20 protein-coding genes are annotated in these 22,290 nt (G+C 38.9%); 10 read left to right on the top strand and 10 right to left on the bottom strand.

The genetic code is table 11. The annotated features are described in order from the left end of the window. Positions 1-74: 74 nt before the first annotated feature. The 5 genes from A9970_RS00700 to A9970_RS00680 all read right to left on the bottom strand — a co-directional run bounded on the left by A9970_RS00700 (position 75) and on the right by A9970_RS00680 (position 7,592). Positions 75-1,523 carry a RagB/SusD family nutrient uptake outer membrane protein gene (locus A9970_RS00700; protein WP_182980959.1) on the bottom strand — a complete coding sequence of 483 codons (1,449 nt, stop codon included), beginning with the start codon at positions 1,521-1,523 and terminating at the stop codon, positions 75-77. Between the two features lie 12 nt (positions 1,524-1,535). Beyond that, positions 1,536-5,144 (bottom strand): SusC/RagA family TonB-linked outer membrane protein, encoded by a 3,609-nt coding sequence (locus tag A9970_RS00695; RefSeq protein ID WP_182980958.1) that lies wholly within the window; start codon positions 5,142-5,144, stop codon positions 1,536-1,538. A 94-nt stretch (positions 5,145-5,238) separates the two neighbouring features. Next, the gene (locus tag A9970_RS00690) at positions 5,239-6,378 is read right to left on the bottom strand and encodes a FecR family protein (RefSeq protein ID WP_182980957.1); all 1,140 of its coding nucleotides are present in this window, start codon (positions 6,376-6,378) and stop codon (positions 5,239-5,241) included. 96 nt (positions 6,379-6,474) lie between these two features. Then, a complete protein-coding gene (locus A9970_RS00685) occupies positions 6,475-7,068 on the bottom strand; it encodes an RNA polymerase sigma factor (RefSeq protein WP_182980956.1) in 594 nt (197 codons plus the stop codon). A gap of 176 nt (positions 7,069-7,244) precedes the next feature. Continuing rightward, positions 7,245-7,592 (bottom strand): helix-turn-helix domain-containing protein, encoded by a 348-nt coding sequence (locus A9970_RS00680; RefSeq protein WP_220801485.1) that lies wholly within the window; start codon positions 7,590-7,592, stop codon positions 7,245-7,247. Positions 7,593-7,704: 112 nt separating this feature from the next. On the opposite strand from A9970_RS00680, the gene A9970_RS00675 reads away from it, so the two are divergent. The 6 genes from A9970_RS00675 (at position 7,705) to A9970_RS00650 (ending at position 12,293) form a co-directional block, all read left to right on the top strand. After that, positions 7,705-8,769 carry an NADH:flavin oxidoreductase gene (locus A9970_RS00675; RefSeq protein WP_182980955.1) on the top strand — a complete coding sequence of 355 codons (1,065 nt, stop codon included), beginning with the start codon at positions 7,705-7,707 and terminating at the stop codon, positions 8,767-8,769. A 150-nt stretch (positions 8,770-8,919) separates the two neighbouring features. Then, positions 8,920-9,573, top strand: a complete 654-nt coding sequence (locus A9970_RS00670) for an alpha/beta hydrolase (RefSeq protein WP_182980954.1) — start codon at positions 8,920-8,922, stop codon at positions 9,571-9,573. Between the two features lie 318 nt (positions 9,574-9,891). Further along, positions 9,892-10,950 (top strand): major royal jelly family protein, encoded by a 1,059-nt coding sequence (locus A9970_RS00665; RefSeq protein ID WP_259655302.1) that lies wholly within the window; start codon positions 9,892-9,894, stop codon positions 10,948-10,950. A gap of 331 nt (positions 10,951-11,281) precedes the next feature. Continuing rightward, positions 11,282-11,596 (top strand): hypothetical protein, encoded by a 315-nt coding sequence (locus A9970_RS00660; protein WP_182980952.1) that lies wholly within the window; start codon positions 11,282-11,284, stop codon positions 11,594-11,596. 32 nt (positions 11,597-11,628) lie between these two features. Continuing rightward, a complete protein-coding gene (locus A9970_RS00655) occupies positions 11,629-11,949 on the top strand; it encodes a hypothetical protein (RefSeq protein WP_182332860.1) in 321 nt (106 codons plus the stop codon). A gap of 11 nt (positions 11,950-11,960) precedes the next feature. Next, positions 11,961-12,293, top strand: a complete 333-nt coding sequence (locus tag A9970_RS00650; RefSeq protein WP_182332862.1) for a hypothetical protein — start codon at positions 11,961-11,963, stop codon at positions 12,291-12,293. 12 nt (positions 12,294-12,305) lie between these two features. Here the strand turns inward: A9970_RS00650 and A9970_RS00645 are convergent, their stop codons facing one another. Next, entirely contained in the window at positions 12,306-13,076 is a 771-nt protein-coding gene (locus A9970_RS00645; RefSeq protein WP_182980951.1) for a DUF72 domain-containing protein, read from the bottom strand. A gap of 200 nt (positions 13,077-13,276) precedes the next feature. On the opposite strand from A9970_RS00645, the gene A9970_RS00640 reads away from it, so the two are divergent. Next, complete coding sequence (locus A9970_RS00640) at positions 13,277-14,380, top strand: glutaminyl-peptide cyclotransferase (RefSeq protein WP_182980950.1); 1,104 nt, start codon at positions 13,277-13,279, stop codon at positions 14,378-14,380. 63 nt (positions 14,381-14,443) lie between these two features. Here the strand turns inward: A9970_RS00640 and A9970_RS00635 are convergent, their stop codons facing one another. After that, complete coding sequence (locus A9970_RS00635; protein ID WP_182980949.1) at positions 14,444-15,319, bottom strand: hypothetical protein; 876 nt, start codon at positions 15,317-15,319, stop codon at positions 14,444-14,446. 26 nt (positions 15,320-15,345) lie between these two features. After that, positions 15,346-15,822, bottom strand: coding sequence for a hypothetical protein (locus tag A9970_RS00630; protein ID WP_182980948.1), 477 nt, complete (start codon positions 15,820-15,822; stop codon positions 15,346-15,348). 409 nt (positions 15,823-16,231) lie between these two features. Here A9970_RS00630 and A9970_RS00625 point away from each other — a divergent pair, with 409 nt between their 5' ends. From A9970_RS00625 to A9970_RS00615, 3 genes are all read left to right on the top strand, one after another. Then, a complete protein-coding gene (locus A9970_RS00625) occupies positions 16,232-16,480 on the top strand; it encodes a redox-active disulfide protein 2 (RefSeq protein WP_088160902.1) in 249 nt (82 codons plus the stop codon). Positions 16,481-16,487: 7 nt separating this feature from the next. After that, the gene (locus tag A9970_RS00620; RefSeq protein WP_182332872.1) at positions 16,488-16,718 is read left to right on the top strand and encodes a hypothetical protein; all 231 of its coding nucleotides are present in this window, start codon (positions 16,488-16,490) and stop codon (positions 16,716-16,718) included. A gap of 114 nt (positions 16,719-16,832) precedes the next feature. Further along, a complete protein-coding gene (locus A9970_RS00615; protein WP_182980947.1) occupies positions 16,833-17,390 on the top strand; it encodes an N-acetyltransferase in 558 nt (185 codons plus the stop codon). A gap of 104 nt (positions 17,391-17,494) precedes the next feature. Here A9970_RS00615 and A9970_RS00610 read toward each other — a convergent pair whose 3' ends face one another. Both A9970_RS00610 and A9970_RS00605 read right to left on the bottom strand, forming a co-directional pair. After that, the gene (locus A9970_RS00610) at positions 17,495-19,741 is read right to left on the bottom strand and encodes a GH92 family glycosyl hydrolase (RefSeq protein ID WP_182980946.1); all 2,247 of its coding nucleotides are present in this window, start codon (positions 19,739-19,741) and stop codon (positions 17,495-17,497) included. Positions 19,742-19,775: 34 nt separating this feature from the next. Further along, on the bottom strand, positions 19,776-22,061 hold the full coding sequence (locus A9970_RS00605; RefSeq protein WP_220801484.1) for a GH92 family glycosyl hydrolase: 2,286 nt from the start codon (positions 22,059-22,061) through the stop codon (positions 19,776-19,778). Positions 22,062-22,290: the final 229 nt, after the last annotated feature.

Raw genomic sequence — 22,290 nt, 5'->3', positions numbered from 1 at the left:
TTTTTTATTAAGATCCTAATCAATTTCTATGATGATAGAAATTGATTAGGATGAGCGGTCTACATCTAATTTTGTTATCGTTCGTATTGTGGAATTCCGGGATTCAACGAAAGTACCTTGGGCGGAACTGGAAGTATCATCCGGGCATCCGTGGATTCCATTTCGAAAACTTTCCCTGCCAATGGATGTTGGATTGACTTTTTAAAATTGTCTACTATAGCGAGTCGTTTCAAATCAATCAGCCTATCGGATGCCATAAATGGCATCTCGCGACGTCTTTCGTCAAGTACAGTCTGTAAAACAACTTTTGAATCCGTTGAGGTTAACGCTTTATTATTCTCTATTCGGCTATTTCTTAATGTATTCAAGAAACTTAGTGCTTCTGTCGCATTACCTGTTCGAACAGCGGCTTCTGCAGCAATCAAAAACAATTCAGGCGTATTAAATCCAGTACTAAATTCGACGTAGGGAGCAAAAAGAACCCGCCCTGGAAATTTTACTATTGTAGCACCTAAAGAAGCCTGATCGCGACAGAAAAATAATTCATAACGTTTGTCCTTTGCACCTGCAGGCAAATCTTTGGCATAAGTGTCAATCAGCTCTTTAGAGGCATAAAATTCGGCATTCGGACTACCTAAGGAACTTGTTCCTAGCCGAGACCATACGGCCTCCGTATTCGTTCTGGAGTCGGGAAATTGGACAGAATTATCTGTTTTTAGGCAAACCCGCCCCCAAGTCGTCTTATCCTTATTGGTATATAAACTATAATCGATGAGCGTTTTATTGACAGCAAGTGCTTGTTTTGCATTCTCAAGGGCCTCTTTATATTTTCCCTGATAGAGGTAAACACGGCTTAGAAAAGAGAAGCCGACTGAACGCACTGCTTGAAATCTATTTGACTGCACTGTACTCAAATTTGGTAGCGCATCATTAAGATCGCTAATTACCTGATCATAGATCGCCTGAACAGACACGCGCTCATATTTTTGATTGATATCCTCTTTCAGCACCAAAGGTACCCCTAGATCTTTTGTTGCACTTACAGGATTATAATGCGCGGCATAGATATTCACTAGACTAAGGTATTCAAATGCACGACCGACCTTAGCCTCAGCCCAAACCCTTTTCTTTTCTGTCTCGGAGCCCTCTGTTGCTGCCAATACATTGTTAATAACAACATTGTAAGTGAATATATGGCTATAAGCCGATTCCCAGTATGGATCATACTGGCCATCTTCAAATATAGCACCGTGGGCAAAGCTATAGAGTTGTTTTTTCACATAGTCATAATAGTCATAGCTTGCTGCTGATTGTACATCCTGAGGGTCTCCGGACTGTAAATTATCTACTAAATAGTTCGGATAAACAGCGGAAGCTCTTACTAAAGATTGATCGTTTAGCAGCAATTTGTAATCATTCAGATTCTCTGGAATTGTAAAACCTTTTGGTTTGATATCCAGATATTTACTACAGCTATTCAATGTCAATAAACCGAATAGCAATCCTATATATATTTTTCTCATGATATTTTCTTATTAAAATCCTACAGATACACCTAAATTGTAAATTATTGGTGCTTGTATACCTCTACTTGGACTCGTTACCGTACTATACCCAGCCCAAACCTCGGGGTCGAGATTATCCTTGTTAGCGACCCAACGCCATGCATTCAATACCTGTCCTGTTAGACGCACATAAGAAAGTTTTGTCGGTGCAATCCATTGTGCAGGAAGGTTGTAGGATAATGAAATATCGCGCAATTTAATATAGTCAGCCTTCTGAACAAATTTATGTGCGGCATTGAAAATATCCGAAATATTGCCTGAAGCAGCAGAAACAAATGCAGGAGCAATATCAGGGTTACTTTCATCACCAGGGTTCTTCCAATAATTCAACCATAATTTGTCGAAGTTACTATTGTAGTTAAGCTCCGCGTATTTACTCAGGAACTCTGGATGAACTCCCCGCATCACATGACCACCATTGAAAATGAACATAAAGGAAAGCGTCAGATCTTTATATCGAAATCCATTTCTGAAAGAAACAGTGTAGGGAGGTACTGTCGTACCTTCATAAATTAAATCATCGACTGTCAATTTTTGCGTGGTCTCGACCAGACTACCATCAGCCTTTCGTGCCAAAGGTCGTCCCTTATCATTTAATCCCGCATAATCTATGCTATATAAACTACCCATTGGGATTCCAACACGATTTTGAGGAGCATAATAGTAGTAATACGGTGTATTCTGCTCAACGTAGAGGTCTGTGATCTTATTTTTGTTGTAGCTAAAATTTATTGTGCTGTTCCAGCTGAAGTTTTCACGTTGAATCACCTTACCATTCAGCCCCAACTCGATCCCTCTATTCTGCATATCAGCATAATTAAGCAACACCATATCCCATCCCAAGGTTGGATCCAACGGTGTATTCCCCAATAAATCAGAAGTTTTCTTATTGTAGATATCAAGGGTAGCTGTAAGTCTATCTTTAAATAGTGAGAAATCAAAGCCAACATTGAATACTTTTGTTCGCTCCCATCGCAACAATGGATTAGGCGGAGAATCAATGTAGGCTTGCATTTCACCATTAAAGTAGTTCAGATTGTTATTCACCCTTGAAATCAAATATGGTCCATTATCCTTTGGCACATTTCCATTTACGCCATAAGTCGCACGCACCGACCAACGATCTAATGGTTCCCAATCAATTTTTGGCAGATGATATAAAGCGCCTATGGACCAAAGAGGTTTGTATTGATTTTTGATATTTGTGCCAAACAAATTAGATTGATCCATCCGGATGCTTCCACTCAAAGTCAACTTACGATCATAGGTATAAGATCCATTGGCATAGAAGGAAACAAATCTATCGACTAGATCCTTAAATCCAGTCTCTTTTTTCGAAATAGTATAGCTATTAAAAAGTGCCTGTGTATTTTGGATCTGAATACCAAAAAGCTCTTCATTAATCCCCTTATAGACTAAACTGCTTTCATCGTACCCATATTTATAAATATTTGTATAACGATTGTTAATTTGCCTGCGCTCAGCACCTGCAATAGCTATAATTTCATGTTTATCCCGACTGTTATATTGATAATTGAATTGACCACGTAAGGTATAGCTGTTGACATCGTTACGTTGTTCGGCAAATTGTCCCCCCTGCGGAATATTGCGCTTGATTGACCCGTCCTTTCCAATTTGGGTCGCGTCATTGACCATACCTACAACGGACTGGGAATTTTTCCTATTTAAAGTTCCGTTATACCCTTCTGTTCTTTCACTTTGATAGGATAGATCGAAGTCCAACCCTTTAAGTAGCTTAAAGTTGGCTGCAAAATTCAAATTGAGGTATTTATTATAAAATTTTTCATGAATCGCTGCTACGTGCTTTAAAGGAATATAAGTTTCATCTTCCAGTCCCAAGGTATTCAAACGATCAATCTCAAATTGCGATTTTGAATTATACCATTGCGCCGGAGAACCGTCTTCATTTTCAAGAAGATAATAGGATGCCTTGCCCCCCATATAGTTATCGTAGAAATTGAAGCCAATATCGCCTTCTCTATTTTGATTTTTCCCTAATACGTTTGCGCGTAAACTAAACCAATCGGTAAACTTAAAATTATTTTTCAGACTGAATCCCAGTTCCTTATTTGTTGCACGGCCTTTATTATAATCTCCTGGTTGGGTATAATTGAGGGAATAATGATAGGTATAACGATCGGAGCCTCCCGAAACAGCGAGGTTATGTTGCTGATCGAATCGAGTAGTGTTCAGAAACTTATCCATCTGACTGAAGCGGTCACGATTTCGGTATACATCCAAACGTTTTTCCATCTCTTCTTCCGAAATAACGCCACCTTTACGATCGTACAAAATCCGATACACATCATTCATTGCTTTTCTTGGATCAATAACAGCATAATCGCCCGAACGATAATTAAACATTTCTTTTTGAAAGTTGACCAGTTCAGCACTGCTCATCTGATTAAGATAGCTACGGCTTGGAAGTCCCCTAAAAGAAAGTGTATTGCTATAGTCGATCTTCGTTTTACCTGCAGAGCCTATTTTTGTTGTGATCACAATGACACCATTGGAGGAACGTACGCCGTAGATAGAGGCTGCCGACGCATCTTTTAAAACCGTTATGGAAGCGATATCATTGGGATTAATGGCTGTTAAGTCGCCTTCAAAAGGCATACCGTCAACGACGATCAGAGGCGCAGCCTGCGCATTGATTGTAGATCGTCCGCGAACCTCAATACCCAGATTATTTTTATTATTCTGCGGACTTGAGGTATTTCGCACCAAATTTAGTCCGGGCAACAATCCATCGATCCGGTCCAGCAAATTAGGCTGGAGCCGTCCTTCCATGTCTTTGGCAGTGACCTGCGCAATTGAACCTGCTGCTCTTTCTTTGCTTATTTTTTGGTATCCTGTATTGACCGTAATGTTCACTTCCTGCAATTGCTCATCCAGGGCCCTTAAGGTGATCGTACCCAAATCGGACTTAGCTGCAATTGTAAGCGGAGCAAATCCGACCATTGTAATGTCCAAAAAGCTATTTGAACTAACACCGTTAATTTCAAAATGTCCATTTTGATCTGTAACGGTCCCTTTTGGAACACCTTTAACACGAATGGTTGCACCTTGAAGCGGTCTATTGTTATAATCGACAATAAAACCTTTGACTGTCATTAACTGATTAGCGATCGAACGTTGTGTTTGTTGAGATTTCTCATGTACGACAATAATCTTCCCCTTGATCTCAAAATCGAGATCCAAATCGTCCAATAACTTCCCAAGTGCATTTCCCAACGATTCTTTTTTTACAGTTAAGTTAACCTTTGTATCTGGATCAATAGTTGTGGCCGCCCATACATAAGAATAGCCGGTCTGCTTATTGATCTCTGAAAAAACCTTTCTCAACGACACTGATTTCTCATGTATCGATATGTCCTGTCCATACGTTTTAGCTCCAACATGAAGCAGACAACAAGACATCAGTATGGTTGTAAGCGATATGCGCATAATGTTTCCCCTCCATTGCGGCCTACCCCAAATATCTGGGCGATCGCTGTTTTTCATTTGTTGCGTTTGATCGTGTAGGGCACGACCAAGTTGTGCATAATTTTTATACATTTGTTTTAGGTTAAGAATTAAAATTCTGTTACAGTTAGAATTACTTGATCTGAAGCCCTAAATGTTGCAAGCGTTTAGGGTTTCTTCTTTTCATTTAGGTTGTTTTGTCTACATAAATGGTCTTTCCTTTAAATTTAAACTTAATTTTCCCTGTACTCTCCAGTACGTTGATGATATCTTTCAGGCTGCTGTTACGCGACAACATCGCTTCAAATTTTTCCGATTTTATTTGGTTATCGAGATAGACGACATCTACATTATACCAAGACGCCAACTCATCCATTATACCCCCTAAAGCTTCCGAATTGAACACAAAATATCCGTCTTTCAATGCGTTACGCACGTCGAGATCAATTATTCGTCGTTCGATCTGCCCGAGTTTGATATAAGATTCTTCCCCTGGCAACAGTATAATTTGCCTGTCGCCCTGTCGAACCCGAACTTTGCCTTCGTATAATGTCGTTCTAAAGTCTTCTAGATTCTTGGTTGATTTCACATAAAAATGTGTCCCCAATACGGAGATATTGATCTTCCCTGCTTGTACCACGAAAGGTTTCAATTTTGGGACCTCACCTCCCCATGGCAAATGTTTCTTGGCAACTTCGAAGTAAGCCTCCCCCACTAAACGAACTTCCCGCATACTATCTATTTCATAATAATCTAACTTCGTTTTGGCATTCATCCATACCTTGGTCCCATCAGGTAATACCATGGTCATTTTTCCCCCTTTGGGTGTTGTCGCGAATAAGCTATCCGTCTGGCTGGATTTATTTTTCATGGGAGCAGCAAACGATAATAAAGTATCTCCTGGAACCATCGAAATTGAATGTCCAGCTCCCAGACGAACTACCCCCGTCATTTGAGCGGGTTGAATATCTTTATCCGGAGTCTCCTGATATACCGTATCCGAAAGATTATGGATAAAAAATAACACCAATAATCCAATCAGTACTGCTGCAATACCGTAAGACCACAAGCGTTTATAAAAAGGTTTAGTGTATGAGGTATTGAGGTAATCTTGTTCAAAGAGGGCAAATGATTCCTCCCAATCATAACGGGCTATCCCGTCTAAATCCGCTTGCATTTGATCTTTGTTGTCAATGAGATCGCATAGCCCCTTATTTGCATCCGTTTCGGACCTCCATAAGTCCAACTGCAATTTTTCGTCATCGCGCAATCCTTCCAGCTTGGATTTGCTCAGTAAATAAATGATATGTTGGGGTATTTGCTTCATATTGCTCTATATACTTAAAACAATATTTTGATTTCGTTTCTCTAAAGAGATGGTAGATATTTTTACAAAAACCTATATATCAGAAGTATAAATTTTCTAATAATAGAGTAAAAGCAAAAGTAGGCAAAAAAACTGGTCAGGCTTGAGTCTTAATCTCAAAAGTTCAATTCCCCTTTTCTTTTGATTGTAGATTGTACTAGTGGTTAGTCCTAAGGAAATCGCTGCCTCCTGTGGGCTTAGATCTTCAACAATCAACTTACGCATCACTTGCTTACACTGCTCAGGCAGCGTATCAATGGCATCATGGATCGTTCGAAGCGTTTCCATATAGATCATTTGATGACTGATCGGTAAATCGACCAGATCAACTTGTGACGTATAAAAACTGTTTTTTTGTTGAATTCTATTCTCTTGTTGAATCCTGTTCAAAGCAGCGTTTCTACAACTTGTGTAGAGAAAACCTCGGATTGATTCAACATGATCAAAATCAATCCGGCGCTCCCAAAGCTTTAAAAATACATCCTGCACTATTTCTTCGATGGTACCTTTATCAAGATTCATCTTTTCTAAAAAATAGCACATTGGACTATAGAAAGTTTTGTACAGAAACTGTAAACCATCCCTTCTGCCCTCTCGAAAAGATTTTAAAAAATCTTGCTTGCTAAATTCTTGGTTTACCTTGTTTTTCACAATTCAATATTACTTAAATTTTAAATAAATATGAAAATTTCATTTATTGTGATCAACAATCCCGCGCTGGCAAGCGATAGAAAACGTACAGGCCAAACCGGTTGACACGATACTAGTCCATCCGGCAGCGATCAGCGTAAATACTACGCAAGATCTATGTATTTAGATTGTAATTTCTACGCGATCAATTCTGGTGATGCAGGCTCTTGATAGTAGGCTTCATTCCATTTTGCCAATTGGCACATAATAGGTATTAATGCCTTGCCTTTTTCTGTCAAGGAATACTCTACGCGTGGTGGGAGCTCCCTGTACTCTTCTCTTAAAATAACACCATCCTCTTCTAATTCTTTTAATGAACTCGTCAAGACTTTCCGAGAAATGTTTTCGATAAGCGCATCCAATTGGCCGAATCGGGCTTTTCGATCGCGCAAAGTATAGATAATCACAGGCTTCCATCGGGTACCTAAAATTGCCATAGAACGCTGCATCGCGCAAGAACAACTTTTAAATTCAGTCCTTTTCATTTGAATATATTCAAAATAGTTACGCAAAGGTAACTAGTTTATACCAATAATAGTTACAAATATACACTATTTAAAATATCTTTGTGAAGATTCACGATTTAAAACAAGAAAAATGAGCATACAAACACTTTTTAATCCATTTGAGTATAAAAATTTAACACTCAAAAACCGCTTTGTAATGGCGCCCATGACGCGAGCATTTTCTAAGGATGGGATTCCCGACAGCGCTGTAGCGGGTTATTACGAGCGTCGTGCCGCGGGAGATGTTGGTTTAATTTTGACGGAAGGTACAGTTATTGAAAGACCTTCATCAAAGAATTTAAAGGATATTCCAAACTTTTACGGTGACCAAGCATTGGGCGGCTGGAAAAATATCGTCGATACTGTGCACGAAAAAGGAGGAAAAATAGCCCCTCAACTATGGCATGTTGGTTATACCCCTATGCAATGGACTCCGCCTGCTGCGTTTGAAAGCCCAGATACAATGACATTAGCGGATATAGAGGCCACAATACAGGCTTACGCTGACGCTGCTAAATCTGCAAAAGACCTCGGTTTTGATGCTTTTGAAATCCATGGAGCACATGGTTATCTGATCGACCAATTTTTCTGGGAAGGAATGAACCACAGAACAGACGAATTTGGTGGAAAAACAATTAAGGAGCGTTCTAAATTCGCTGTTGAGGTCGTAAAAGCAATGCGAAAAGCGGTTGGACCTGATTTTGTAATTATTCTACGTTTATCACAATGGAAACAGCAGGACTATACAGCCAAGCTTGCCCCTACCCCTGCAGCGATGGAAGATTGGATCCTACCATTGACGGATGCCGGTGTCGACATTTTTCATGGAAGCCAACGTCGTTATTGGGAGCCAGAATTTGAAGGCAGTGACTTAAATTTTGCTGGATGGCTCAAAAAGATTTCAGGACAGCCCACAATCACGGTTGGATCTGTGGGTCTTGACAAAGACTTTGGTGAAGTATTTACAAATTCTGAGTTCAAGTCCTCTCCCGCTTCACTGGACGAACTTGTCCGTCGTTATGAACGTGGCGATTTTGACCTTGTAGCTGTAGGCAGGGCGATCTTGCAAGACCCGAATTGGGTGAAGAAAGTAAAGGCCGAAAAATACAACGAATTATCGACTTTTGAAGCTAAGAGCTTGGCGAGCTTATCTTAGTAAGCTCGCGCGATTAGGTGGATTAAAATTACGTTATTCAATATTATAAAACAGGGGCAAAAAATTGATTCGAAAATCAATTTTTTGCCCCTGTTTTATAGCGATAATTCAGTAACTTGTCTCCACAAATGGATACAAACACTTGATTAAATGAAAATCACCGCAACCAAAATATATGTCATCAGCGGTTTGGGTGTAGATCAACGTGTATTCAGCAAGATAGACTTTGGCTCGCTTGATATAACCTATCTGGATTGGATTACACCAAGCCGCAATGAACCACTATCTATTTATGCAAAAAGAATATCGACTAAAATTACCGCAGAGCAACCCATCCTCATTGGGCTTTCTTTCGGAGGAATGCTTGCAATGGAAATTGCCAAAATTATAACTGTTCAACGAGTTATTCTGCTAGCTTCGGCCAAAGGAAGGTATGAATTACCCGTACTGTATCGATTAGCGGGTAGACTCAAGCTGAACGTGTTTGTCCCTAATTCATTGCTCAAGACCCATAGCTTTCTGTCGGATTATTTTTTTGGTATACGCTGCAAAGAAGATTCTTTACTGCTGAAACAAATCCTAAAGGATACAGATCCAATCTTTATAGCCTGGGCAATACATCAAATTCTACAATGGAAAAACAATTCGGTTCCGGACAATTTAATTCATATACACGGTAGTAGCGATCGTATTATCCCCATCAAAAATGTAAAGCCCAACTTTATCATTAAGGGTGCGGGACATTTTATGACAGTTACACATGCACAGGAGATTGAAAAGCTCTTGCAAGAAATTTGTTCGTAAATCACCCCCTTTTTAATCACCGAGACCAATCCCAACTTTTCTAGTCGCTCAGAAAATTAAATCCAAGTGGATTCGTATCGGCATTAGTCGTACGATATGCTGAGCAGTGTAAAAAAGTATTATTTGGAGAAAAGGACAAACAATAATTGAGAATAGAAGGTTCTTCTATGAGAGCGCGGTCTCTCTATGAAGCTAACCCCCCCCCTTTATTACTTAGTGGGAACAGTCAAAAGCAATATAGTTAGGTTAAATTATAACAAGAATATGCGAACACGGCTCATATTAAGTTTTTTATTCTGTCACATCTTTTTTCTCACTATGCTGGCACAAGTCAATAATACTACAGCCTCGAAACTGGAAGTCGCAGCAGCCTTAGGTCCGTACCGTCCGATCGGTGTGAGCGTTACCTCCAACAATCGATTATTTGTTTCCTTCCCAAAACAAGCGAAAAATTATCAGTATGCACTTACTGAAATCATCAATGGAAAACCTGTTCCTTATCCAAATGAAGAATGGAATTTAAAAGGAAAAGAGAATTCCCACTTTGTAAATGTTCAGGATATATTTGTCGATACCGAGGACAATCTCTGGGTATTGGATTCTAAACCATCTTCGGCCGGATCAATTTTTGGAAAAGATGAAAAATCAACTCAAGGCCAATTTAAATTGTTAAAAATCGATACAAAAAAAAATAAAATTGAGCATATTTATCGTTTCGACGACCTTGATAAAACCAAATCAGGTCTAAATGATATGCGCATTGACCACAAGCGAAATTTAGCCTATCTCTCCGATCCCGGCCAAGCGGCCATCATTATTTTAGACCTTAAAACTGGACAGACTAGAAAGGCTTTAACTGGAAGCCGTTTTACGCTGGCTGATCCTGATGTAATATTAAGCTATAATGGAATTGAAATGCGCAATGAAAATGGAAAGCCTTTTTCTTCCAACGTGAATAGCATAGCATTGAGTCACGACTTTAAATATTTATATTTCAAACCGATCAATCAAACCCATCTGTATTGTATTGCAACAGAATTTTTAGCAAACAAAAGGCTGACGGATCAAGAATTGGAGGCAAAAGTGAAAGACAAAGGAGAAGTCGGAATCACGCATGGCTTACTAGCAGACATTGATGGAAATATTTACCTAACATCGTCAATAGACTATAGTATTAAATATTTAAATCCTGATGGAAATGTGAATACCCTGGTACGGGACTCCCGAATACTATGGCCCGATTCTATGGGCATCAGCGGAGATGGATACCTTTATTTCTCTTGTGCACAGCTCTTTAAAGACCAACAATGGAATAAGGGAGTTGATAAGGTAGAGTTGCCATATTATGTCTTTAAGGTCAAATTACCGAAATTTTGAGAAGAATGTTACAACAAGTGAAGTTCTGAAGCATAAAACTCGCGCTAACGCATCTACTTTTTACCTAGGTATTATCCCCATGCGCAGCCTTAACAATATTCCCTTCGAATAGTTCCCCTTTATATTTGTCTGCCTTTTCTACCCACAAGATAAGATATTGAAATTCAACCCCATAAGAACAATAAAATCGAAGTAAAAGCACAAATCACTAAGACATGCCCCCAACTATAAAAACAACGGCATCTTAGATAAAGTATAAAATTTTTAGCAAAAAATTTTTAATACTAATATTTTTAGTATATTTGAATATCAGTTTTAGACAACGCTTTTTATGGAACACAGCGCAGCATATGACAATAAGGAATTACACGTGGGTGACATCGTTCGCTTTCATACTCCCTATCCCGATGAAGATCCAAATACGATTTTCATTGTATTGTGGTCATATTACGATCCTGCTGGAAAATCATCACGGGCTGAAGTGGTTAAATTTGACCAACGTTCCAAACAAACGCCTGTCATTCAGAAGTGGTTTATACGAGATTTAGAAAGAGTTCCCGAAGTAAGTCCAGAATTGCTGAAACAAATTGAGCTATTTATGAAAAGTAAACTTGGTAATGCTATTATCAGTAAGCTAGTCATCTAACAAATTTTAGATCTTCAAATTCGACGTAAAACATGGAAAACAAATTTAAAGAGAAGCGAGGTATAGTGTCAGGTCCGATCTGGTCTGACTGGCGCGAACAACTTCGGGAAAGTGAATTAGTCGGCTTACATCAGAGACTCGAGAAACTAGAAAGAGAAATACTCCTTGATTGGCTGCAATGGCATGATCCAAAAGGAAACTATACAGATCGCAAATGTATTGAAAATGGCGTGCAGCAGCTTTCCAAATTAAAGGCTGTCGCGTATATACATAAAGAAATCCTGCGCATCCACATGAAAAGAAGCTATAATGACTTTTCGAATGCGCATGCACAACTCATCTTTAACAACTAAAATTTCAAATTATGGAATCTCTTATTAAACAGATCATAGCGCATCAGCTTCCAAAAATTCTAGCCATGGAATCGCATCGCAAGGATTGGCGTTATCAGCTTATGAGCTTAAAAGATAAGACGCTATTCGATAGATTAACGCTTATGAAGAGACAAGAATTACTTGCGTGGCTACAATGGTACGATAATGCCGGGACTTACGCTGATCACGACTGCATCCGGAGAGGTATTCCCTTATTTACGAAGGTTGGGGCATTGACCGCAGCTTATCAGCGGATTATGCGTGAACATGAAGGCTGGGACGGCTACATGGGAACTGAATATATCCGTGGCAGTGCACTTTAAAAAAGAGACTTTTTAAGCAGGAAATATTTTGCTCGCTGTGATATACTTGGCTAATGTATTCAGATTAGACAGTGCCGCTCCGATTGTATTATTAAAATAAGTATAGACTTCTTTTCCCTCTGCAATCCAGTCGTTAATATAGGTGCTGTATTCAAACAATATGTCGTCCGTATAGCTTCCCTTATAGTCACCATTTGGGCCATGGAATCGCATATAGATTATGTTTGCATTTGCATCTGCGTATTGAAGACGCATACCTTGCATATTCTTATCATGAATAACCAGATTCATATTATATGATTTTAAAAGTTCAGAAGTTTCTTCCCTATACCAAACGGGATGCCTAAATTCTACACAGATCGCCCATCCTTCACTTCTCTTGTCCTGAGCAATACAATCTAGCAATTCAGCAAGCAATCCAATAGAAGCAAATTTAAAAGATGGTGGTAATTGTATGAGCAAACACCCTTTCTTTTGGCCGACAGCGTCAATAACGGATAGAAATCTGGCGACATCCTGTGGATCAAATTTGAGTTCTTTTTGATGTGTAATTCCTTTCCATAGTTTAAACGTAAAACGAAAATTATCGGTCGTTTCTTCGGACCATCTTCTGACGGTTTCTTCTCTGGGGATTTTATAAAAAGAACTGTTTACTTCCAATGAATTAAATAATAAGCTATATACAGCCAATCGACTTTTATCCTGAAACTCCTCAGGATAGTAGCTTTTATTCTTGTAAGGCAAAAGGATACCGCTCGTTCCAGTAAAATATAATCTTTCCATACCTTTATAACAATCGGCTAGCATGTAATTGTTCATTTTTTTCTTTCACAGACAAATTATCTTTTGTATTGATCAGCAATTGAATTGCATATAAAAAACAATTTATCTAAGTTTGAGAAACGAGTATTACAGCAACAGCTATTTATAATCAACTCGTTTTCTAGTTTATTAGCGGATAATTAATCAAGCACCCTCTATCAATGCACAAAAAATCTTACCTCATTTGTTTCGTAATTGGCACCATTTTGGGCAGTTGTACCGGAAATAAAAGTAACAATACAACTTCAAGCTCTCAGCCCGAATATGCCGATGAAAATCCGACATTTACCTTTGACAACATTAAACAGAGCTATACGCAGGGCGAGGATCTGATCTTAAAGATGGGTAGCGAAAAAACGTCCAAAATAGACTCTGTTATTTACACTATAAACGATAAAAAGATTGGTCAAGTAATCGGAAATGAACCTTTCCATTTTTCATTAAAACAGGAGAAATTTGGCAAGCAGATTATTAAAGCTGTCATATTTAGCGATGGAAAACGAGAAGAAAATTCAGTCAATATAGATCTATTCGCTTCCACCCCTCCACTTTTGCTAAGCTATAGCATTGTGAATATTTACCCCCATGATATTAAAGCTTTCACACAAGGATTGGAGTTTTACGGGGATAATTTGATCGAAAGTACCGGGAATGGGGTTGGTCCAAGCGGAAATAAGGGTAAATCGAGTGTTCGTATTGTTAATCCAAAAACGGGTCAACCCACCAAAAAAATTGAATTGGATGATTCAATTTTTGGCGAAGGTGCCACCGTACTAAATGGAAAATTATATCAATTGACTTATAAAAATAATCTAGCTTACCTATACGATATAAACAGTCTCTCTGTTATTAAGACACTTCCTTACTTTCAGCCAATGGAAGGCTGGGGTTTAACTTCTGACGGTAAAAACTTATACATGTCCAATGGTTCTGATTATATCTATACGCTTAATCCAAATGACTTCTCAAAAATGGACTATATCCGTGCAGCAACGAACACAGCCATGGTGGATCAAATCAATGAAATGGAATGGGTAAAAGGAAAAATCTATGCAAATTTCTTTATGGAGGATGTCATTGGACGGATCGACCCTAAAACTGGTACAGTGGAAGCTTTAGTCGATCTATCTAAATTACGTGAACATGTAACACAACATGTGGATTTAGATGTATTAAATGGTATCGCCTACAATAAAAGATCAAACACTTTCTTTGTTACCGGTAAAAACTGGGATAAAATGTTCGAGATAAAGCTAACAGAATAGCTTTATCTCCACCAAAAAACAACATATTGTTCCGGAAACATCCAAATTGCGGTATCGCTAACTTTATGGTAATTCTTTCATTTTGTTAAAACCTTCGGTTACCATAGGTACAATTTGCGGTGTAAATAACTGTGGCATAAACGTCCTTGCCGCCATATCTTTATTGACAATCCATTGCGCATATTTATCTACTAAAAATTGTAATCGCTGTGCTGAAGATAATCCTGGTAAGGTATAATAGATACTTTTTTCGCCTTCTTTCCCTTCCATCTGCACATACCTCCCTTTGGTCACATTCAGGTGACTGCGGTGTTCAAAATCACGTAGAAAGAGCTCATCTTTATCGACGTTATCCCATTTGGGGTCACGCGGGCAACAAACCGATCCGTAACTTTCTTTTCGATAAACGGTAAGCATGTCTTTTGGGGAAATTGGTTTAACAAAATCGAACCTCGCGTTATCTTCACCAGAAAGCCGGATGCTGTCGACTTTAACCCCGCCATCCTCTCTTTTTATGGAATAATAAAAATTGGTCGTCGCAGGTTCTATACACATTCCGTTTTTCGAGGCTTCTTTGGCAACCTCATCATAATACCTCCAATCGGGGACAATCAGTACAAAATGTTGAAGATCGGGATAGAATTCAGTTGACCGCTTTAGTAAATCCACTGGAATTCTAGTACTCAAAAAGAAAACGTAAGTGGAATCTGGAACGATCTGCAAAGGAAGATCTATTAAATAACTGCCATTTTTCTGAGTCACAAAATCATTGTCGATCATCACAACCTGACCATAGTATTCGCGATACCAATCGGGTTTCACAGTATCAGCTAATGAATACGGGGGGATTGACTGATGTGCAGCTATTTTGCTCTTACAGGACAATGCCATCATGGGTAAAATGATAAGCAAATACCACTTATTTTTTAGTGTTAACATTGTTATAAAATTAAAATATATTTCAACTACTTTCCTGTTTGACTATCTACTTTTATTCCAGCTTGATTCAAGAAGGCTATTTGATATCCTAAACATGACTCAGCTAAGGCGGCAATTTTTTCTTTTTCATCAGTAATCTCCCGCAACAGACTTTTTCGATCCCCCTTTTTCTGTTCATCAATATATTTAATTAATAAAACACCATATCCATCAACGATCTCGGTCATATAACCAACTGTAGCGATGTGAAAACTTTCGGCAGTTTTACTGTATTTCAATTGAGAGGCTTCGCATTTTATTCCCTTTATGTAGCTACTCAAAGCGCGTGCCTCATTCAATTTCATGTGATAGGAATAGTCTGATTTATCGACATCATATTCCCCTTCCAGCAATTTTCCATAGCTCTCATCCATTTTTTCTCGACAGCTATGAAAGAGCTTCGCCATTTTCTCGTTGTACCCCGACTCCAAATTACCCCTACAGGAACACATAGTAAATATCATAAAGATTAAAGCTAGCATTCTCATTTCTTGATTTTTTTTACAAATAACAGCTTTTTAAAACAGTCTTTCCGCCTCGTTTAATATTCGTGGTCTTTGTTTTAAGATTCGTTATTTTCCGCACAATCTACTTGCTCAAAACAATACGCTTATACCTACTTTGCACAAACTGTTCGTTACCATGAAAGATGAAAAGGTTGCTCTTTTAAAAAACGGAATCCATAAAAATCACCTTATGCTGTATTATTAAGAAAAAGGTCCTTGGAAACCGACTATTTTAGCCATTTAATTATTCCTTTTTTAAAAAACAGAAAAAAAAGCTATATTTAACAAGATTCACACGTCATTTAAGGCAGAATACTTTGTTTCTTAAAAAGAATTACGGAACTTAGAGACTATAAACCACCGAAATATGAATAATAGACCTTTAAACGGAATGACTGACGAAGAGCTTCAAACCAACAAAAAAACTGCTCTGGTAATTACTTGGATGCTCACAACCATGCTTTTTATCCTATTAGGCATGGGAATTTATACCTCAATTAGCAAAGGATTCAGTGCACTGATGGCCATTCCTTTCGCCTTATCTCCCATTGTTATTCTGAATTTTAAAAGAATAAAAGAAATCAATGAAGAACTCAAAATAAGAGGAGCTCAATAAAGTCATCATGAAACACCTCTCATTATTCGTATTCTTTATTTTACTCGCGGATATCGTATTTGGTCAAGAGATCAGTAAATCAACGACACAGACGATCACACAATCGGGTATTGGACTAGGTTCCGTAATTGCCGTTGTCACCTCATGGGATCGTAACAAATCTATACTTTGGGCTCTAATTCATGGAATACTAGGTTGGTTATACGTCATCTATTATGCCTTCACCCGCAACGAGTAACGATTCTTAAATATGATTCTCACCAGAAGAGCCAAGCCTATCGTTACCAGAATGTCTTTTCTTACATAACATCGCGATCAATTCCTTTTCTATATCTCGTCCTCAATCAAACACATGAGTTCCTCACCTATTTCCCATACAGATTTTGTCATTGAAGAAGTCAAAGAATCTAGCATTAACTTAATTTCTGAACTAGTAGAGCTGACTTTTAATATTGTCCAAGGAGGTGCATCGGTAGGTTTTATGGAAGATCTAACAATTGAGCAGGCAAAAAAATTTTGGACTGAAGTACTGAACAAGGTCAAGCAGCAGAAAACAATATTGATTATTGCAAAAGATGCGTTTACGCATCGAATCGCTGGAACTGTTCAACTGCAAATCGACCTCCCATCAAATCAAACACATCGCGCAGATGTAGCCAAAATGTTAGTCCATACCGACTTTCGAAGAATGGGCATTGCACAAAATCTACTTCAACACATTGAAAATATAGCCATTGATCTAAATAAGACACTATTGGTACTAGATACAGTGACCGATAGCCCGGCTTATATCATGTATCAAAAATGTGGCTGGACGATAGTCGGAGATATCCCAAATTATGCCCTCTTCCCGAATGGAACATTGTGTAGCACGACTTACTTCTACAAAAGCTTGTCTATAAAAGCTTGATTCTGCCGACAAATAAAAAGCCTCCAAAACGATTAAATATTCATTTGGAGGCTTCTCTTAATTATTTGGGAGTTTCACATAAGAAACTCCATTTACCTATAGACCTATCTATTTTTGTACCATACCGGTCCCGGTTTTTCGCCCATTTCTAGCACCAATGTCGCTCCAGACATAATTTGTTCATGTGTAATATAACTTGTTTCAAGAGACTTACCATCGATCGTAATGGATTGTATATAAATATTAGATTTACTGACATGATTAGCTTTCACAGTAAATTTCTTTCCATTGGACAACTTCAATTCAGCTTTTTCAAATAAAGGTGTACCGATTTCGTATTTTCCACTGATGGGATCTACAGGATAAAATCCCAATGAGCTGAACACATACCAAGCCGACATCTGCCCGCAGTCATCATTTCCACTTAATCCCGAAGGTGTATTCAAGTAAAGTTTGTTCATTACCTCTGCCGCATATTGCTGCGTTTTCCAGGGCTGTCCAACCGCATTAAATAAATAGAGTGCATGATGGCTCGGCTCGTTACCGTGTGCATATTGCCCAATCATTCCTGTACTAAAAATTGGCAGTTTGCTGGTGTCAGAAGGATGAAATGTAAACATGCTATCTAACTTCTGTCCAAAGCGCTCTTGTCCGCCAACAAGTTTAATCAATCCAGGGATATCATGTTGTACAGACCAAAAATATTGCCATGCATTACTTTCACAAATATGGGCACTATATTCCTCCGCATCAAATGGAGTAATAAATTTACCATGGCTATCTCGAGGTTGCATAAATGAAGTAGCCGGATTATACACATTTTTATAATTTTGAGCTCTTGCAAAAAATGTTCCCGCAATCTCTTTCTTTCCCATCTTATCGGCCATCATTGCGATGCAATGATCGTCATAGGCGTATTCAAGTGTTCTTGATAGGGACCAGTTTTCGGCATTGTATTCATCTTTGACATCATAAGGCACATAGCCTAGTTTTTTATACAGACCTATACCCCGGTAATTGTCAATATTAGCTGTGGCAACACAGGCTTCTAACGCTTTTGATGCATCAAAATCACCGATTCCTTTTAAATATGCATCTACAATGACAGGAATTGCATGATTCCCAATCATCATATCCGTTTCACTCCCGTAAATATTCCATACCGGCAATCGGCCGTGCTGTTCATAAAAGGCTATGAAGGACTTAATCATATCATTTACTCGACTAGGGTCGATATAGGTAAATAACGGATGCGAAGCTCTATAAGTGTCCCAAAGTGAGAATGTGCTATAATTAGTCCAACCTTCGGCCTGATGTACCTTCCGGTCAGCCCCCATATACGCACCATCAACATCACCGAAAATCGTCGGCGCTAACATGGAATGATATAACGCTGTATAGAACTTAACCTGCTCCTCTTTGTCTTTGGTCTCGATCGCTACCCTACCCAATTCATGATTCCAATTTTGCTCTGCCGCCTTTAAATAATAATCAAAATCATCTTTTGGAGCTTCTGCTTTTAAGTTCTTGGAAGCGCCTTCCATACTAACACCCGAAAGGGCCGTACTTAAAGTCACTTGTTCTCCAGCTGCTGTCTTGAAATCAAAACGTGCTTTGAATGCAGTACCAATTCGTTTTGCACTTTTTGCCGTTGTATCAGCGCTGGATAATATTGCTGAACTATCGATATGAACGGCCATAAAAGGCTTAGAAAACCGAGTTTCAAAATAAACGCGTTGGCCCCTTGCCCAGCCCTCCGAAAAACGATAACCACGAATAGTGACAGAATCAACCACTTCGATGTGTGAATCCGTGGTAGCATCCCAATTCATTGCTTTCTTTAAGTCTAAAAATACCGCAGACTCGGCTTTTGGAAACGTATAACGTTGAATACCGCAGCGTGCCGTTGCTGTCAGCTCCACATTTATATCGTAATCAGTAAGTTTTACCTGATAGTATCCGGCGTGAGCCTTTTCGTTTTTATGCGAAAATTTGGAATGTATACCTAAGGGAGCCGCGGCTTCATGATAAGGTAAGGTAACCGGCATAAAAGATATGTCGTACAAGTCGCCAGCCCCGGTTCCACTTAAATGTGTATGGCTAAAACCAGAAATCGTACTGTCGGGATAAAAGTATCCGGAAATACGGTCCCAGCCAGGCAGCCCATTATCTGGGCTGAGCTGTACCATCCCAAAAGGTGATTGTGCTCCAGGATATGTATTGCCCGTAAAATCCGTTCCGATAAAAGGATTTACATACCCTGCATAAGAAGTCTCATCGGAATTTTTTAGTGAAGCGCAACCAATTAAGGACAAAAGGCCTGCACAGACCGCATAATTAATATATTTCATCGTGTAGATCAGTTTTTCAATTTAGTTTGCCTAATTATCTATTTCCAGTAACGATTAGAATATCCTTACTATTGACCAAAGTCTGATGGTTGATTTTAAATCCATTGAATGGTTTTCCATCGATAACGATCTTTTTGATATAATCACCAGCACCCACTTTTTGACGTCTTATCGTCACTTTGTCCCCGTTTGGATAATATTTCTTATCGAGTTGGATGGTCACTTTGTCGAATACCGGTGTTACAACTGTATAATCAGGTCTACCTGGACAAAAAGGATAGATTCCAATCATGTTCATTAAAGCCCATGTAGACATTGTTCCCGTATCGTCATTTCCCGGTATACCCCCTGGGCTGTTCGTAAAATGCTTTTCTAAAATTTCTTTGACCAGCTTTTGGGTACGCCATTCTTCTCCTTTGATTTCTGAAAACACATGTGGATACAGCATATCTGGTTCGTTGGTAACATCAAAATACCCTTTATCAAACGTTGCCTGCAGTCTATCCACAAATTTTTGCTTTCCGCCCATCAATTTCACCAAACCAGGTATATCAAATGGTATGGCAAAGCTATAGTTCCAAGCGTTACCTTCATGGAAACCATGATTAGGTTCAAAATTGGCGCCCATCAATGGGCTAAATGGACTTAAAAACTCGCCGTTAGGAAGAATAGGTCTGAAAGTCCCATACTCCGAAGAATAATAATGTTTATATCCCTGTGCTCGCTTAGCAAAAAGCTGAGCGTCTTTGGTTTTCCCCAATGAACCGGCCAATTGGGCTATGTTCCAATCTGCAACATAATATTCTATGGCATGAGATACCGAATTATCGAATGAATCGCGCAGTGGAACATACCCAAACTTCACATAGTCCGCATTGTCTGGTCTAATTTTATTCGTGGAATCCGTAGTCGTTGCCGATTTCAGAAACGCTTCATAAGCTGTATTAACGTCAAAATCCCGAATGCCTTTCATCCATGCGTCAACGATCACTGGAACTGCCGGATCGCCATCCATGGTATAGCTTTCTCGGCTATACAACTCCCATTTGGGCATCCAACCACTTTCCTTATAAATATCGATCATGGAACGTATCATGCCCACCTGCTTATCGGGATAAACCAGCGACATTAAAGGCTGAACATTTCGGTACGTATCCCATAGCGAAAACACGGTGTAACGATTGTGATCTGCAACAAGTGTCTTCCGACTTTCCATGGCAGGATACTCTCCGTTTACATCCTGCAAGATATTTGGATGAATCATAGCATGATATAATGCTGTATAGAACACTGTTTTTTGGTCCTCGGTACCGCCTTCTACCTGTATCTTTGACAATGCATTGTTCCAAAGCGAAGCTGCGTGCTTTTGTGTTTTTTCAAAGCTAAAGTCTGCTTGTTCAGCATCTAGATTTTTACGTGCGTTCTCAACGCTCACAAATGATACGGCAAGCTGTACTTCTAAGCTTTCATTTTCTTTGACATCAAAACTAAAATATGCGCCAAGATCATCGCCGGAAAGCTGATCGGTATAGTCCGTAAAAATTTTATATTTTCCGGCATCTTTATTCCAATCGTTTTCCCATTTTTCTCCGGCACGCTGGAATTTCCAATATCCTCTTTTTGACGGTTTTTTATTGACCCGCATAACAAAGAAGATCGGGTAAACAGCCTGATTGTTCGTGTAACAGAAAGAGCCCAGCAACTTAGATCCTTCTATTTCGGTATCACTTACATAACGAACTGTTGCTCCCGTTTCATTTGTTAAACCTTCGCCCAAATTAAGCAGGATATTTGCCTGTCCTTTTGGAAAAGTAAATTTAGAAACACCTACACGGGTTGTTGCTGAAACTTCGGTCTTGATACCGTATTTCTTTAACACATTGCTATAATACCCGGGGTGGGCAACCTCCTGCGTATAGGTACTTCCGTATTGATGATAATCAACCTCTAATTTCCCTGAGGTTGGCATCAACAACAGACTTCCCATGTCTGGACATCCTACCCCACTTAAATTAACATGAGAAAAACCTGTAAAATAACTGTTGCTATGTTCATAGGGAGTAGACCACCATCTTGCATCCTTATCAAATGCATTAAGTGATGATCCCATTACATTAAACGGAGAAACATTCATCAAGCCGTTGGGAACCTGAGCTCCCGGATTAGTTGTTCCATAATTGCTGGTACCGATAAACGGGTTGACATAGTCAGTAGGAAGCTTTTGGGCAGAAACGTTCTCCCAAAGAAATAATCCTAAAAGTAAAAAACGAATAGATTTGATCATATAATCTTGATAGACGACATTGTTAATTGCTTTCATTCAAGCAAACACCATAGGCCGCGCATTTTAGCGTGTACCTACAATACTACAGATAATCGCAAAGATTTACAAATCTTATAAGTGGTTATATCGATGATTTTACGTTTGTTAATAGGATTTAGCAAAACTAAAAATGTTAAGCAAAGAGATTTATGATAACCAATAACAACAAAAGCCTGAAGTGGGGAACTTCAGGCTTTTACTAACTAACCAATTATTAACCTAAATT

The sequence above is a fragment of the Sphingobacterium sp. UME9 genome (assembly GCF_014170215.1).
GTDB classification, from domain to species: Bacteria; Bacteroidota; Bacteroidia; order Sphingobacteriales; family Sphingobacteriaceae; genus Sphingobacterium; species Sphingobacterium paramultivorum.
Note: the sequence above shows the minus strand (reverse complement) of the source record. Positions and strands in the feature narration are given on the sequence as shown.